Origin of the sequence: Trinickia symbiotica (assembly GCF_003028655.1) — a bacterium.
In the GTDB taxonomy this organism is placed as follows: domain Bacteria; phylum Pseudomonadota; class Gammaproteobacteria; order Burkholderiales; family Burkholderiaceae; genus Trinickia; species Trinickia symbiotica_A.
The window spans coordinates 323,679-339,124 of record NZ_PYUC01000001.1; the positions used below are offsets into that span (position 1 = coordinate 323,679).

Below are 15,446 nucleotides of genomic sequence, written 5' to 3' on the forward strand. Positions count from 1 at the left end.
TGAGGAGTGCTGATCATGTATACCCTCGGAATCAACGCCGTCTATCACGATAGCGCCGCCACGCTCGTACGCGATGGCGTCGTGATCGCGGCAGCCGAAGACGAGCGGTTCACGCACGTCAAGCACGCAAAGCGGCCCGTGCCGTTCTCGACCTGGCAACTGCCGTTCGATGCGATCGACTACTGCCTCAAAGAGGCAGGCATTACGCTCGCCGACGTCGATCATGTTGCCTATTCGTACGATCCCGCGCTGCTGCCGACGATGCCGGCGCCCGGACGCGCGACGATCGCGTTGCCGCTCGAGCCCGGCCTGCAACCGATGAGCGATCCGACGGCGTCGCCCTGGGATCCGCTCTTCGTCAGCTATATCGTCAATGCGCGGGCGCAACTCATCGACGGCGCGCCGCATCACCTGAAGAAGCGCTTTCGAGCGAACGGAAGCGGACATCGCTTCGCGTGGCACTACGTCGAGCACCATCTGGCGCACGAGGCGAGCGCTTTTCTCGCCGCTCCGTGCGGCGATACGGCCGTGCTGACGATGGATGGCCGCGGCGAAGGCGTGACGACCAGCCTCGGGCAGTTCGTGGCCGGCGAGTACAAGCGGATCAAGCAGGTCGAGTTGCCGCATTCGCTCGGCCTTCTCTATGAAGCCGTGACGGACTGGCTCGGCTTCCTGCACTCGTGCGACGAGTACAAGGTGATGGCGCTCGCGGCTTTCGGCCAACCCGTCTATGCCGACGTGTTTCGCGAGATCGTCCGCTATCGCGGCGACGGCAGCTACGTGGTCGACGAGCCGCGGCTCGTCGAACGGTTCGGCGCGCCGCGCGAACGCGGCGGTCCGCTCGAGCAACGGCATTACGACATCGCAAGCTCATTGCAAACCGTGCTCGAGGAGATCGTGCTGCAACTCGCCGAATGGCTGCATGCGCGCACGAACTTGCCTCGGCTTTGCATGGCCGGCGGGGTCGCGCTCAACTGCGTCATGAACGCTCACCTTCGCGATGAAGGGCCGTTCGAGGACGTCTGGGTGCAGCCGGCGTCGGGTGATGCGGGCACGGCCCTCGGCGCGGCCCTCTGGATCGACTGGCGCGAGCGCGGTAGAGCCGGCAGCGCGCCGACGCGCCGCTGGACGATGGACCATGCGTATCTGGGGCCGGGCTATTCGGACGCCGAGATCGAGCGGTTTCTTCGCTGGTCGAAGGTGCGATTCAGGCGTCTCGCCGATGTCGCGGGCGAAACGGCCGATCTGCTCGCGGCAGGCAACGTCATCGGCTGGTACCAGGGGCGTACCGAGTTCGGCCCGCGCGCGCTCGGCGCCCGCTCGATTCTCGCGTCGCCGATCGACCCGGGCATGCAGGCCAAGCTCAACGAGATCAAGGACCGCGAAGATTTTCGCCCCGTCGCCCCGGTGGTCATGGAAGAACACGTCGCGGACTGGTTCGTAGGCGGCCGCAAGGCGCCGTTCATGCTCTTCATCTTCGATGTGCGGCCCGAGCGGGCGGAGCGTATTCCCGCCGTGCGACATGTCGACGGCACGGCGCGCGTGCAGACGATCAACCGGCAGCAGCATCCGCTCTACTACGATCTGCTCGCCGCTTTCCTTGCGCGCACCGGCGTGCCGATTCTCGTCAACACCTCGTTCAATACGCGTGGCGAGCCGATGGTCAATTCGCCGCGCGATGCGCTCGAGTCGTTCTGGACATCGCCACTCGACGCGCTCGTCATCGGCCCGTTTCTCGTCACGAAAGAGGAGGCAGCCGCGTGAGCTTATACAATCTCCGACCCGCCGCTCGAGCCCCTGAAACCGCGGAGTCCTCGGAAACTTCCGAAGCCGTGAGGCTCGCCGAGCCGGCCGCCGTCGTATCGCCCACCGTCGCGCCGGAGCATGGGATCGCAAGCCTCGCCGTGTCGGTCGTCGTGCCGACGCGGCAACGGCCGCAGTTGCTCGAGCGCTGCCTCGATGCGCTCGCCGCGCAAACCCTCGCGCCCGACCGGTACGAGATCATCGTCTGCGACGACGGTCCGGACGACGACACGCGCCTCTTGGTCCACCGCTTCGCGAACACGCATCGCCCACGCGGGCTGACAGTGAGATATCTCGCGATCCATGCAACGCAAGGCCCGGCGGCCGCCCGCAACGCGGGCTGGCACCATGCGCACGCGCCCATCATCGCCTTCACGGACGACGACACGATCCCCGATGCGCGCTGGCTCGAAGCCGGCCTCGCGGCGATCGACGACGACACCGCCGCGGCCGCGGGCGCCATCGTCGTGCCGATTCCGGACCCGCCCACCGATTACGAGGCGGACGCGAGCGGCCTCGAGAGGGCCGAATTCGCGACCGCCAACGCGTTCGTCAGGCGTGCGGCGCTGCATACGGTCGGCGGATTCGACGAACGGTTCACGTCCGCCTGGCGCGAGGATTCGGACCTGCAGTTCTCGCTGATGCGAGCCGGCGGCCGCATCGTGCGCGCGCCCGACGCGATCGTCGCGCATCCGGTCCGGCCCGCGCGCTGGGGGATCAGCCTGAAGCAGCAGAAAAAAAGCCGCTTCGAGGCGCTTCTTTATTACAAACACCGCCGACTCTACAAGCACCGTATCGCGCGCAAGCCGCCGCTCAACTACTACGCGACGGCGATCGCGGCGCTCGTCGCCGTGATCGGCGCGGCCTATGGCGCGACCGTGATCGCCGCGGCGAGTGCGCTCGTCTGGTTCGCGTTGACCTCACACTTCTTCGCGCGGCGCATACGCGGCCGCAGCCGCGACTGGCGCCATATCGCCGAGATGGCCGTCACGTCGGTACTGATTCCGTTTCTTTCCATCTATTGGCGCATCCATGGCGCCATCCGCTATCGGACATGGTTCCTTTGATCGACAGTCCCCCCGTCGCGCCCGGTCACCGGGCGCCTCGTCGCGTCGCGGTATTCCGCGCGCTGCAGCTCGGCGACATGCTGTGCGCCGTGCCCGCGCTGCGAGCGCTGCGAGCGGCGTGGCCACGCGCGCGCATCACGCTGATCGGCTTGCCGTGGGCGGTAAGCTTCGTCGAGCGATTTGCGCCGCTCGTCGACGAGCTCGCCGTCTTTCCCGGCGCGCGCGGCTTTCCCGAGCAGCCCGAGACGGACGAAGGCTTGCCTCGCTTTTTCGCGGCGATGCGCGAGCGCCACTTCGATCTCGCCATTCAGATGCACGGCAGCGGCGGCCCGGCGAACGCCATCATCAAGCAGCTCGGCGCACGCGCCTGCGCGGGATTTCTGCAACCACACGAAGCGCCGCAGCCGCGCTTCATTCTCTGGCCGGACGTGTTGCCGGAGCCTCGGCGCTATCTCGCGCTCGTGCGTGCGCTCGGCCTGCCCGCCGCCAGCGACGCGCTGACGTTTCCGCTCACGCCCGGTGATCGCGACGAGTATGCGGCGCTCGAAGCGCGGCACGGCATCGAGCCCGAAAGGCTCGTTCTGCTACATCCCGGTGCGCAATTGCCGTCCCGCCGTTGGCCCCCCGCCCGCTTCGCCGAAGTGGCCGACGCACTGTCCGCGCGAGGATGGCAGATCGCGATCACGGGTACTTCGAGCGAGACGCCGATCACGAGCGCCGTGCTCGGCGCGATGGCCGCGCCCGCGCTCCATCTGGCCGGCGCGACGTCGCTCGGCGGACTTGCGGCGCTCGTGGCGCGCGCGCAGCTCGTGGTCTGCAACGATACCGGCATCTCTCACGTCGCCGCGGCGCTGCGCACGCCGAGCGCCGTCGTCGCGTTGGGCAGCGACACGCGCCGCTGGGCACCGCTCAATCGCGAGCGACACCGGATCGTGGCGGACTATCCGCCGTGCCGGCCGTGCTCGTTCCGCGATTGCCCGTATGGCCACCCGTGCGCGTTCAACGTCGGCGTCGAGCGGGTAGTAGACGCGGCGCTGGCTCAACTCTCGCGCTATTCGCGCACGCGCGCGGCGGCGCCGGGCGTTCTGCATTCGCGCGACGCGCGACGCGCGACGGAGGGTCGCCATGCGACCTGATCGGCGCCTGCGCATCTTGACCTGGCACGTGCACGGTAATTACCTCTACTACCTCACCCAGGCGCCGCACGACTTCTGGCTCGTCACGCGGCCCGGCAACCCGCCCGGACACGTGGGAAAAACGGGCGTGCTGCCGTGGGGCGACAACGTCCACGAGGTCGACGCGGCCGAGGTGGCCGGCCGCTCCTTCGACTTGGTCCTGTACCAGCACAGAGATCACTGGGAAAACGATCGCCTGTCCGTGCTTTCCGATGCGCAGCGGCGCTTGCCGCGCATCTATCTCGAACATGATCCGCCGCAATGCAATCCGTTTTGCGAGCGGCACTGGGTCGATGATCCGCAAACGCGCCTCGTGCACGTGACGCATTTCAATCGCCTCATGTGGGATTGCGGCGATACGCCGGCATCCGTGATCGAGCACGGCGTGCTCGTGCCCGAAGACGTCCGCTACACGGGCGAGCTCGAGCGCGGCATCGTCGTTGTCAACAATCTTGCAAGCCGAGGCCGGCGCCTCGGCGCCGACGTCTATGAGACGGTCCGCCGGCAAGTGCCGCTCGATCTGGTCGGAATGAATGCCGAGCAGGCCGGCGGGCTCGGCGAGATCGGCAATCTCGATTTGGCCGCCTTCATGGCTCGCTATCGGTTCTTCTTCAATCCGATTCGCTGGACGAGCCTCGGCCTCGCCGTCGTCGAGGCGATGACGATCGGCATGCCGATCGTGGGCCTCGCGACGACCGAACTCGCGACGGTCGTCGAAAACGGCGAGAACGGCTACATCGCGACGGACGTGGACGCGCTCGTATCGACGATGCATGGGCTCATCGGCGACGCCGCCGAGGCTCGGCGGCTTGGCGCCGGCGCGCGGCGCACCGCGCTCGAGCGGTTTTCAATCGGGCGCTTCGTCGACGACTGGTGCCGCGTCCTCGACGAAACGGCTGGATGAACGGAGAGACGAACATGAGGGAATTCGATCGAAAGCGCATCCTCGTGACGGGCGGTGCGGGGTTTCTCGGCTCGCATCTGTGCGAGCGGCTCGTCGAAGCGGGTCATGACGTGCTGTGCGTCGACAACTTTTTCACCGGCACTCGAGACAATGTCGCACACCTCATCCCACGCAGCAATTTCGAGCTGATGCGGCACGACGTGACGTTTCCGCTCTATGTCGAAGTCGACGAAATCTATAACCTCGCCTGCCCCGCCTCGCCGGTCCATTACCAGTACGACCCTGTACGGACGACGAAGACGAGCGTGCACGGTGCGATCAACATGCTCGGACTCGCGAAGCGCTTGCGCGCGAAGATTTTCCAGGCATCGACGAGCGAAGTCTACGGCGACGCGCGCGTGCATCCGCAAAAGGAAGATTACTGGGGCCACGTGAATCCGATCGGGCCGCGCTCGTGCTACGACGAAGGCAAGCGCTGCGCGGAGACGCTCTTCGCCGATTACCGGCGGCAATATGGTCTCGAGATACGAATCGCGCGGATCTTCAATACTTACGGGCCGCGCATGCATCCGGCGGACGGCCGCGTCGTCTCCAACTTCATGGTTCAGGCGCTGTCGGGCGAACCGTTGACCGTCTATGGCGACGGCTCCCAAACGCGCTCGCTTTGCTACGTCGACGACATGATCGACGGATTCGTCCGTCTCATGGACGCGCCCAACGGCGCCTGCGATCCCGTCAATCTCGGCAACCCGCACGAGATCACGATGCTCGAACTCGCCGAGCGCATCGCGCGCGCGACGGGCTCTGCCAGCCCAATCACATTCCGGCCGCTGCCGATCGACGATCCCTGGCATCGCCGACCCGACATTTCATCCGCCCGCGCGCTGATCGGTTGGGAGCCCCGAACTCCGCTCGACGAAGGCCTCGCCGCAACGGCCGGCTATTTCCGCGGACAGCTCGCGCGCGCGCGCCACGACGGCCGCGGCGCGCCGCCTCACGGCTCGAGCTTGACCTTCATCCAGCCTGGCTCGCGCGCGTCGAAGGCCTTGTAAGCCTCGATCGCGTCGGCGATCGGCTCGCGTTGCGTGAGGATGCCGATCGGATCGACCGTGCCGTTGCGCACGAGCTCGACGAGGTGCGGCGTGATCGCGCGATGGTTGCAGTTTCCCATCCGTATATCGAGGTTGCGATTCATCGCCTCGCCGATCGGGAAGCTCGTCATGCTCGGCGGATAGACGCCGATGACGCCGATCGTGCCGGCCTTCGCAACGGCTTTGACGGACCACTGCAACGCCTGTGAAGGTCCGCTGCCGGGCTTCCATCGGCCATCTTGCTTATCGGCGCCGGCTGCCCGCTGCGGCGCGACTTGCTCGAGCTCCGTGTCGAAAGACTGGCCGTCATGACCATTCATGGACGGGCCGCGCTGCGCGCGCTCCGCATCCACGCCGACCGCATCGATGACGCGATCGACACCGATACCGCCCGTCAGCTCGCGAATCGCCTCGACTGGGTCTTCGCGATCGAAGTCGATCGGATCGGCTCCTTGCACGCGCGCCATAGCCAGGCGGGATTCGAGCCGGTCGACGGCGAAAATACGGCCGGCGCCCATCAACTTCGCGCTCGCGATCGCGAATTGCCCCACCGGCCCCGCACCGAAGACAGCGACGGTATCGCCGACGCGCACCTTCGCGAGTTGCGCGCCGAACCAGCCTGTCGGAAAGATATCGGACATCAGAATCGCGCGGTCGTCGTCGATTTCGTCGGGCAAGCGGATGAGGCTCGCGTTCGCGAGGGGCGTGCGCGCGTATTGCGCCTGCAAGCCGTTGAACGGACCGCTCGGCGCGGGTCCGCCGAAAAACGCCGTGCCCGCGAGCCGGCCGTTCGGGTTCGCGTTGTCGCATTGCGCCGTGTAGCCGGAGCGGCAATACGCGCAATAACCGCACGAAATCGTCGACGGGATGAGCACGCGGTCGCCCTTTGCAAAATTGCGCACCTTCGCTCCCACCGCCTCGACGATGCCGACACCTTCGTGACCGAGGATCGTGCCCGGCTTCATGCCCGCGAGCGTGCCGCGCACCATGTGCAGATCCGTGCCGCAAATCGCGCTCGAGGTGAGCCGTACGACGGCGTCCGTGGGCGCCTCGATCATCGGATCGGGCACCGTATCGAGGCGAATGTCGCCGAGCCCGTGAAATACCACTGCCTTCATGTTCGCTCTCCGTCAGAGTTGCGTTCGAAACAGGAAGCGAAACAAGCAAGGGGGAGTCCCGCTCAGCACGACGCCGGCCTGCGGGCATGGCAAGCCGGACTGATCGGGCACGGGCAATGCGCGTCGCAACCGCATCCGCAAACCGATACCCTCGTTGGAGCCCAAGACATGAGCGACGCGCGTTCGATCGATATCTTCCGCTACGACCCCGACCGCGACGCCGGGCCCCATATGCAGCGTTACGAGATCGAGCTGCGGCCCGAAGACCGCATGCTGCTGGACGTGCTCGGGCGCATCAAGGCGCTCGACGAAAGCATCGCCTACCGCCGTTCGTGCCGCGAAGGCATTTGCGGCTCCGACGCCATGAACATCAACGGCAAGAACGGTCTCGCATGCCTCACGAACATGAAGGAGCTCCCGCAGCGCATCGTGCTGCGCCCCCTGCCCGGTCTGCCGGTGGTTCGCGATCTCATCGTGGACATGACGGACTTCTTTCGCCAGTACCACTCGATCAAGCCGTACCTCATCAACGACGAGCAGCCGCCCGAGCGCGAGCGGCTGCAAACACCGGAGGAGCGCGACCAGCTCGACGGTCTCTATGAGTGCATTTTGTGCGCCTGTTGCTCGAGCTCGTGTCCATCGTACTGGTGGAACCCCGACAAGTTCGTCGGCCCGGCCGGGCTGCTTCAGGCGTATCGGTTCATCGTCGATTCGCGCGACCAGGCTACGGCCGAAAGGCTCGACAACCTAGAGGATCCCTATCGGCTCTTTCGCTGCCGAACGATCATGAACTGCGCCGACGTCTGCCCGAAAGGGCTGAATCCGGCCGCTGCAATCGGTCATATCCGATCGATGCTGGCACGGCGCTCACTCTGAGCCGCGCGGGCAACCCGCGGACAACGTTCCCCCCGGCCGGGGCGACCTTGTCGCCCCGGCTTTTTTAGCCAAACAGCCGACTGCCCGTTGATTGCACTTTTCGATAGCATCAAACCCATTCGTTTGATATCATCTTTCGCTATCGCAGGTGCCGATGAACAGCAAGCATGTCAAAACCCTCAGTGCGATATTCGCCAGGCCTACGCCCGTCAGCATCGTTTTCGGGGACATCGAGGCGCTTGTCGTCGCACTCGGCGGGCAAGCCAGGGAAGGCGCCGGTTCGCGCGTCGCATTCGAACTATGGGGCACGTGCAAATACATGCGGCGGCCGCATCCCTCAAAAGAGGCGAAGCGGTACCAGGTCGAGGTCCTGCGAACGTGGTTCAGCGAATTAGGAGTCAAGCCGTGATGAATGTCATGAGTTACAAGGGATACCTCGCGCGCATCGAATACGATCCGCGCGACAACATTTTCGTCGGGCACGTGTTGGGCATTGCCGACGGCATCAGCTTTCACGGCGATACGGTCGACGAGCTGACCGCCGAGTTCCACACGGCTGTCGATCACTATCTGGACGATTGCGCCCGAACGGGGCGCTCGCCGCAAAAGCCCGCTTCAGGCAAGCTCATGCTGCGCATCCGCCCGGAGGTTCATGCGGCCGTGGGCATCGCGGCGGCGGCCGCGGGAAAAAGCATCAATCAATGGGTGGACGAGGTGCTCGAGCGCGCATCGGCAAGCTGCCGAATGGCGCTCGCGGTCTGAGCCGAGCGTCGGTGCTCAGGCGGGCACTGCCAATCGGCGTATTTGGTCGGCGAGCGCATCGATCTGCACGGGCTTGACGAGATGCGCCTCGAATCCGGCGCGCTCGGTCCGCGCCCGCGTCGCGCCATCGGCGTGACCGGTCAGCGCGATGGCCGGCAGTGCGGGCACCGCGCGCCGACGCGCCACCGCGCGGATGCGCTCGAGCACGTCGCAGCCGTCTTCTTCGCCGAGCGCGATATCGCAGACCACGACGCCCGGCCACTGCGCCGGCATCGTACGCTCGAGTTGATCGACCGCATCGGTGCCCGACGCGGCGAGCGCCACGCGCGCCCCATGTGACGCGAGCGCCGCCTCCAGGGCATCGCGCGCCTCCTCATCGTCATCGATCGCGAGAACCGAGATGCCCTCGAGCATCGATGCGGCAGCCGAAGGCCGGGCGGCAGCGGAGTACCCGTCGACGGGCAGGGCAGCCCTTCTCTCGCCCGGCACCGCGGCGGCGCGCACTGGAACGACGGGTACGAGCGGCAGCGCCGCGACGTAGGCGACGCGTCCGTCGATCGGGGACGGCATGAATGTCCCGCCGGCCGCACTGAGCACTGCCTCTGCAAGGGCCGCTTGCTCGTCCGTCAGTTCGGCCGGCTCCTCGTGCGCGCCGAGCACGGCGAGCCAAGCGCCGTTTTCGCTGCGCTGCGCGCGCAGCTCAACGCGTTGCCCGTAGGCCGCATGCTCGATTTCGTTCGAAGCGAGCATCGCGACGACCCGCTCGATCTCGTCTGTCTCGCCCGTGACCGGCAGGTCCGGATCGGCGACATTCGTGCGGAACGCGACGCCGCGCGTGGCGGCAACACGGGCCACGCGCGCCGCAATCGCCGAGGCCAGGTCCCCAATCGTCCGCGGCTGCGCGGCGAGCCTGCGCTGCGTATGCTCGAGCTCGCCTTGCTCGCGCTGAAGCGCCCACATCCGCGCGTAGACGCCATGAGGGCGAGCGATGAGCTCGTCGTGCGTGCCTTGCTCGACGATGCGTCCGTGCTCCATGACGAGGATGCGGTCCGCATCGACGACCGTCGAGAGACGATGCGCGATCACAATCGACGTGCGTCCTTGCGCAAGCCGACGAAATTCCGTCTGGATTGCGCGCTCCGAGCGCGTATCGAGCGCTGAGGTCGCTTCGTCGAATACGATGATCGGCGGATCCTTCAGGAAAGCGCGGGCAATGGCAATACGTTGACGCTCGCCGCCCGACAGGCGCAGGCCGCGCTCGCCTACGCGCGTATCGTAGTGATCGGGCAGGCGCTCGATGAATGCGTCGAGCTGCGCTGCGCGCGCCGCTCGCACGATGTCGGCGCGCGTCGCCCGGAGGCGTCCGTAGCCGATGTTGTAGGCGATGGTCTCGTTGAAGAGCACGGTGTCCTGCGGCACGATGCCGATCGCTTCACGCAACGTTCGCCGCGTGACCTGGCGCAGGTCCTGGCCGTCGATCGATATCGTTCCCCGCGTCGGCGCATAGAGCCGAAACAGAAGCCGCACCAGCGTCGATTTGCCGGAACCGCTGCCGCCCACCACGGCAATCGTGTGCCCGGCCGACGCGCGAAAGCTGATTTCGTGCAGCACTTGCCGCGCCGGGTCATAGCCGAAATCGACGTGCTCGAACACAATCTCGCCGGCCGCAACGACGAGATCGCGCGCGCCCGGCTCGTCGCGATCCTCGTCCCCGATGCCGCCGCCCGCTTCGCCGTAGCGCTCCCCGGCCAGCACCGAAAACATGCGCTCCACGTTGACGAGCGCATCGTTGGTTTCCCGGAAAACGAAGCCGAGCGTATTGAGCGGCATGCAGACCTGCACGATGTACGCATTGACGAGAACCAGATCGCCCACACTCATGCGCGCCGCCGCGACGTGTTGCACTGCGAGCAGCATCGTCGCGCCAATGCCCAAGCAGACGATTGCGCTCTGCCCGACATGGAGCGTCGTCAGCGCGCGTTGGTTGCGCAAGCGCGCGATGACCCAATGCGCGAGTACGTTGCGATAGCGCTCGGCCTCGATCTCCTCGGCCGCGAAGTACTTGACGGTATCGTAATTGAGCATGCTGTCCACGAGCCGGCTGTCGGCCGCCGATTCCAGGCGATTGACTTCTCGCTGGACGACCATGCGGCGGCGCGTGAACACCACGGTGTAGATCGCATAGCAAACGAGCGTCGCCCCAATGATCCAAGTGAATTCGATCGTCAGATGGAGCGCGATGATGGCGATGACCGTGCCGATTTCGATGACCGCGGGAAGGATCGTGAAGAGCCCGACGCCGAGCAGATAGCCAATGCCGTCGGTACCCTTTTGCACGTCGCGCACGATGGAGCCGGTCTCGCGCTTGGCGTGAAACCTTGCGCCGAGCCGATGCAGGCGCGCGAACGTGCGCTCCGCGAGCGCGGCCACCGTGTGCTGCGTGACGGTGCTGAACACGACGTCTCGCGCCTCGCCGAGCGCGTCGCCGAAAAAGCGCAGCAACGCGTAGGCGAGCACGAGAAAAATCGGGATCAGCAGATAAGGCGCGGGGTGGGCGAGATCGTCGACAATCGAGCGCAGGACGAGCGGCACTGTCACGCCTGCGAGCTTGGACGCGATCATCAATACCGTCGCGCCCAGCGTTTCTTTCCGGTAGCGCCAGACGGCTTGCCAAAGGTCCGCCGCGATGCGCCGCTGCACGCTTGCGCGTGCGCGCCGCTCCAACCTCACGTCGCCAGCCCTTTAGCCGCCGCGTCGACGGCGGAAACGCTCACGCCCACCATGAGGTTGCATTCCGCGAGATCTCCGCCGCCCTCGCGCGTACGCTCGCGCCACGCGTCCTCCGCCATTGCGCGCAGCGACTCTTTCACGCGCAGTCTGGAAGCGCCGTCGAACGCGCAGTAACGCCCGAGCACATCGGGCTCGAGCACGAGGTTCAACGCGCAGCGCGAATCGAGGATGCTGAGATCGGCGGCCGAGGCGACCCACGAAACCTGGATCGTCACGACGTCCTCGGAATCGGTGACATGCGTGATCTTCGTCGAGGGATAAGGGAAACTTTTAGACAGTGCTTGTTCGATTTCCATAAGGCCTTGCTGGGGATCGAGTGCGACGGTCATGGCGTGCTCCTTTTCGTGCCGCGCGGCGGCGCGCCGGCGTGCAAGCCGCGAGCGGCGCAGGATGGATACTAAGGTTCGCAATCCCTATACCCGGGGACGCAGCGACGCGCAAAGAGCCGTTTGCGGCACAGGCCTTGCGGAATTTCATGTGCGTGGAGAATCAATGCAACGCGCATAAGGCAACCATTTATATGGAGGACCACCATGAAAGCCACGATGAAGACTCTGCTCGCCTCGGCACTGACGATCGCATGCGCAACCGGTGTATATGCGCAAGCGGGCGGCGGCGCGGGCGGCGGCGCCGGCGCGGGCGGTACTGGTGCGGGCGGCGGCACGAGCGCGACCGGCGGCAACGGAACCGGCGGCGGTGCGGGCACCACGGGCGGCTATGGCGCCACTCCCGGCGGCAATACGCTGAACCAGCCCCAGATGCGCGGCAACGGCAACACGGGCGGTTACGGCAGCCCGGGCAGGACCGGCGGCGCAATGGGTAACCGTAGCGACATGAACGGAACGGGAACCAGCGGCAACACGAACGTGCAGCCGGGCTACAACAATCCGAACGACAATCCGCAAAATCAGCCCGATTACCAGCATCACGAGTAACGGGAGGCCGCCCCGGAGGTTAGTCTCTGCTCCGGGGCGCCGCGTTTTTCAACCAGCAAGGAGGCACACCATGACGAGAGTCGCGGAAGTCATGACACGTAACGCGACGACGCTCGCACCGAATGAAACCGTGCGCGAGGCCGCGCGCATGATGGACGAAATGAATGTCGGCGCTCTGCCCGTTTGCGACGGGAAGAGGCTGATCGGAATGGTTACCGATCGCGATATCGCCGTACGGGCGGTGTCGGCGGGGATGGATCTCGATTCACCGGTCGATAGAATCGCCAGCAAGCCCATTGCCTGGTGCTTCGAGAATGACGACGTCGAGGCTGTGCAGCACAAGATGGCCGATCAGCAGATCAGGCGCGTGCCTGTCGTCGACGACAAGAAGCAACTCGTCGGCATCATCTCGCTCGGCGACCTTGCCACGCATCAAGACGGCAATATGTCGTCGACTTTAGGTTCGATATCGTCGCCGTCCGAGCCTGATCGCTAAGCTTCGACGAGCTTCAACGCCAAGCTTGCAGCCCGGGCGCCAGGCTACGAGCCGGGCCGCCAGGCGGCTCGGCGCATCGCCGCCGCCTGCGCGGCGGCGGCGTCTTCATCGCATCAATCTCCTTCGGGCAGCCCTCGCGTCGCAATGGTGCGCGCGATTTGCTGCTTCGCCGCCTCATAGACACACTCGGGCGTGAAGCCGAATTTGCCTTGCAGATCGCGCATCGGCGCCGATGCGCCGAACGTGTGCATCACGATCTTGGCGCCCGTCCGCCCTACGTAGCGATCCCAGCCGAGCGTGGCCGCCTGTTCGACGGCGACGCGAGCGTCGATCTCCGGCGGCAGCACCGAATCTCTGTAGCCATCGTCCTGCCGCTCGAAGATGTCCCAGGACGGCATCGATACGACGCGCGCCCCGATGCCCTCGGCCTTCAATCGCTCATAAACCTCGACGCAGATCGCCACTTCGCTGCCCGTGGCGAGGAGCAACACTTGTGGTGTACCACCGTCGTCCGGATCGGCCAGGACATATGCGCCGCGCCGCACGCCTTCGGCTGCCGCATAACGTTGGCGATCGAGCGTTGGCAGCGGCTGGCGCGACAAGACGAGGGCGGACGGACGGCGCGCGTTGTTCAATGCGATGCGCCACGCCTCGGCCACCTCGTTGGCGTCGGCAGGCCTCAGCACGGTCAGGCCAGGCACGGCGCGCAGGGTCGCGAGCTGCTCGACGGGCTGGTGCGTCGGACCGTCCTCGCCGAGGCCGATCGAATCGTGCGTGAACACATAGATGACAGGGACTTCCATCAGGGCCGCCAGTCGGATCGGCGGCTTCATGTAATCGCTGAAGATGAGAAACGTAGCCGCGAACGGGCGCAAGTTGGAAAGCGCGAGACCGCTGGTGACGGCACCCATCGCATGCTCGCGCACGCCGAAATGCAGATTGCGTCCAGCCCGGTTGTCGTGCTCGAAGCTGCCGGCGCCTTCGAATTCGAGCAACGTCTTCGTCGAAGGCGCGAGGTCCGCCGCGCCGCCGACGATCCATGGTACGCGTGCCGCGATCGCGTTGAGCACCTTGCCCGAAGAGGCGCGAGTGGCAACACCCTTCGCGTCGGGCTCGAAAACAGGGATGTTCGCATCCCACCCCTCGGGCAGCGTATGCGATTCGATCCGCGCCAGCTCGCGCGCGAGTTCGGGGTAGCGTCCTTCGTACTCCTTACGTTTCGCCTCCCAATCGCGGCGTGCTTGCGCGCCGCGTGCACCGATTCCTTCGGCAAAGCGCCGTGGCACTTCGTCGGGCACGTAGAACGTCTTGTCTTCCGGCCAGCCGTACGCCCGCTTCGCAAGCGCGACTTCCTCCTCGCCGAGCGCCTCGCCGTGCGCGGCAGCCGTATCCTGCTTGTTCGGCGCGCCCCACGCGATTACGCTCTTCACGACGATGAGCGTGGGGGCGTCACGCACCGCCTTCGCCTCGTTCAGTGCGGCATCGAGCGCGGCGGTATCGTTGGCGTCGTCGACGTGCAGCGTATGCCATCCGTACCCGCGAAAACGCGTCTCGACGTCGTCGCTGTAGGCGAGATCGGTATGACCTTCGATCGTGATGCGATTGCTGTCGTAGATCCACGTGAGATTGCCCAGCCGCAGGTGCCCCGCGAGCGATGCGGCCTCGTGCGACACGCCCTCCATGAGATCGCCGTCGCCGCATAGTGCATAGACGCGATAGTCGAAGAGCGCCGCATCGTCGCGATTGAAATGCGCGGCGTACCAACACGCCGCAATCGCCATCCCGACGCTGTTGCCGAGCCCTTGGCCAAGCGGCCCCGTCGTCGTTTCGACGCCGGTCGTAAGACGGTACTCGGGATGTCCGGGCGTGTTGCTGTCGAGTTGGCGAAAGCGCTTGATATCGTCGAGCGACACAGCGGGCTCTCGCGTCGCCCGGCCGTCGTCGTCGACTGCTTTCACGCCCGCGAGATGAAGCGTTGAATAGAGCAGCATCGACGCGTGGCCGACTGAGAGCACGAAGCGATCGCGGTTCGGCCACAGCGGCTCTTCAGGATCGTAGCGCAGATGGTTCTGCCATAACTGATAAATGACGGGCGCGAGCGCCATCGGCGTTCCGGGATGGCCCGAGTGGGCCTTTTGAACCGCGTCCATCGAGAGCGTGCGAATCGTGTCGATGGCGAGTTGATCGAGGGCAAAATCGGGACGCATGCGGGCTCCTGTCCGGTCGGCGTGCAACGAACGATAGATGCCGCAACTTGCGTACCCGCACTCGCGCTCGGCCGCCGCCGAAGGATAGAAAACGGCAATCCATTCAGCGATCTCAGCAGTTTTTGCAACGACGCGGCGACGGGCCGTCAGGGGCGCCGAGCGCGAATTGGAACGGCCGTTGCTCCGATGACGGTGTGTTCAACCCAGCGGCCGCTCGCCGCG

At 65.8% G+C, this 15,446-nt stretch carries 14 protein-coding genes; 10 read left to right on the top strand and 4 right to left on the bottom strand.

The features are described 5' to 3' along the window. The first annotated feature begins 15 nt into the window (after positions 1 to 15). The 5 genes from C9I57_RS01360 to C9I57_RS01380 are packed head-to-tail and all read left to right on the top strand — an operon-like array spanning position 16 to position 6,001. On the top strand, positions 16 to 1,764 hold the full coding sequence (locus C9I57_RS01360) for a carbamoyltransferase family protein (protein ID WP_107148847.1): 1,749 nt from the start codon (positions 16 to 18) through the stop codon (positions 1,762 to 1,764). Next, positions 1,761 to 2,870: a glycosyltransferase family 2 protein gene (locus C9I57_RS01365; RefSeq protein WP_107148848.1), complete on the top strand. Its 1,110-nt coding sequence runs from the start codon at positions 1,761 to 1,763 to the stop codon at positions 2,868 to 2,870. The genes C9I57_RS01360 and C9I57_RS01365 overlap by 4 nt, the downstream gene beginning before the upstream one ends. Further along, complete coding sequence (locus C9I57_RS01370; RefSeq protein WP_107148849.1) at positions 2,858 to 4,006, top strand: glycosyltransferase family 9 protein; 1,149 nt, start codon at positions 2,858 to 2,860, stop codon at positions 4,004 to 4,006. Before C9I57_RS01365 ends, C9I57_RS01370 begins: the two co-directional genes overlap by 13 nt. After that, complete coding sequence (locus tag C9I57_RS01375; protein ID WP_107148850.1) at positions 3,996 to 4,949, top strand: glycosyltransferase; 954 nt, start codon at positions 3,996 to 3,998, stop codon at positions 4,947 to 4,949. Before C9I57_RS01370 ends, C9I57_RS01375 begins: the two co-directional genes overlap by 11 nt. Before the next feature lie 14 nt (positions 4,950 to 4,963). Next, on the top strand, positions 4,964 to 6,001 hold the full coding sequence (locus tag C9I57_RS01380; protein ID WP_258187443.1) for a UDP-glucuronic acid decarboxylase family protein: 1,038 nt from the start codon (positions 4,964 to 4,966) through the stop codon (positions 5,999 to 6,001). Here C9I57_RS01380 and C9I57_RS01385 read toward each other — a convergent pair. Next, the gene (locus C9I57_RS01385) at positions 5,944 to 7,158 is read right to left on the bottom strand and encodes a zinc-dependent alcohol dehydrogenase (RefSeq protein ID WP_107148852.1); all 1,215 of its coding nucleotides are present in this window, start codon (positions 7,156 to 7,158) and stop codon (positions 5,944 to 5,946) included. The genes C9I57_RS01380 and C9I57_RS01385 overlap by 58 nt on opposite strands. Positions 7,159 to 7,326: 168 nt before the next feature. On the opposite strand from C9I57_RS01385, the gene C9I57_RS01390 reads away from it, so the two are divergent. The 3 genes from C9I57_RS01390 (at position 7,327) to C9I57_RS01400 (ending at position 8,796) form a co-directional block, all read left to right on the top strand. After that, positions 7,327 to 8,034: a succinate dehydrogenase/fumarate reductase iron-sulfur subunit gene (locus C9I57_RS01390; protein ID WP_107148853.1), complete on the top strand. Its 708-nt coding sequence runs from the start codon at positions 7,327 to 7,329 to the stop codon at positions 8,032 to 8,034. Positions 8,035 to 8,188: 154 nt separating this feature from the next. After that, complete coding sequence (locus C9I57_RS01395; RefSeq protein WP_107148854.1) at positions 8,189 to 8,443, top strand: type II toxin-antitoxin system HicA family toxin; 255 nt, start codon at positions 8,189 to 8,191, stop codon at positions 8,441 to 8,443. Continuing rightward, positions 8,440 to 8,796: a type II toxin-antitoxin system HicB family antitoxin gene (locus C9I57_RS01400; protein WP_107148855.1), complete on the top strand. Its 357-nt coding sequence runs from the start codon at positions 8,440 to 8,442 to the stop codon at positions 8,794 to 8,796. The genes C9I57_RS01395 and C9I57_RS01400 overlap by 4 nt, the downstream gene beginning before the upstream one ends. 15 nt (positions 8,797 to 8,811) lie before the next feature. Here C9I57_RS01400 and C9I57_RS01405 read toward each other — a convergent pair whose 3' ends face one another. Both C9I57_RS01405 and C9I57_RS01410 read right to left on the bottom strand, forming a co-directional pair. Continuing rightward, positions 8,812 to 11,496, bottom strand: coding sequence for an ATP-binding cassette domain-containing protein (locus C9I57_RS01405; RefSeq protein ID WP_258187444.1), 2,685 nt, complete (start codon positions 11,494 to 11,496; stop codon positions 8,812 to 8,814). 26 nt (positions 11,497 to 11,522) lie between these two features. Further along, entirely contained in the window at positions 11,523 to 11,915 is a 393-nt protein-coding gene (locus C9I57_RS01410) for a DUF3022 domain-containing protein (RefSeq protein WP_107148857.1), read from the bottom strand. Between the two features lie 204 nt (positions 11,916 to 12,119). Here C9I57_RS01410 and C9I57_RS32600 point away from each other — a divergent pair, with 204 nt between their 5' ends. After that, positions 12,120 to 12,521 (top strand): hypothetical protein, encoded by a 402-nt coding sequence (locus tag C9I57_RS32600; protein WP_181321687.1) that lies wholly within the window; start codon positions 12,120 to 12,122, stop codon positions 12,519 to 12,521. Between the two features lie 70 nt (positions 12,522 to 12,591). Then, positions 12,592 to 13,017, top strand: a complete 426-nt coding sequence (locus C9I57_RS01420) for a CBS domain-containing protein (protein ID WP_107148858.1) — start codon at positions 12,592 to 12,594, stop codon at positions 13,015 to 13,017. A 113-nt stretch (positions 13,018 to 13,130) separates the two neighbouring features. On the opposite strand, the gene tkt is transcribed toward C9I57_RS01420, so the two are convergent. Next, entirely contained in the window at positions 13,131 to 15,224 is a 2,094-nt protein-coding gene (tkt, locus tag C9I57_RS01425) for a transketolase (RefSeq protein ID WP_107148859.1), read from the bottom strand. Positions 15,225 to 15,446 lie beyond the last annotated feature (222 nt).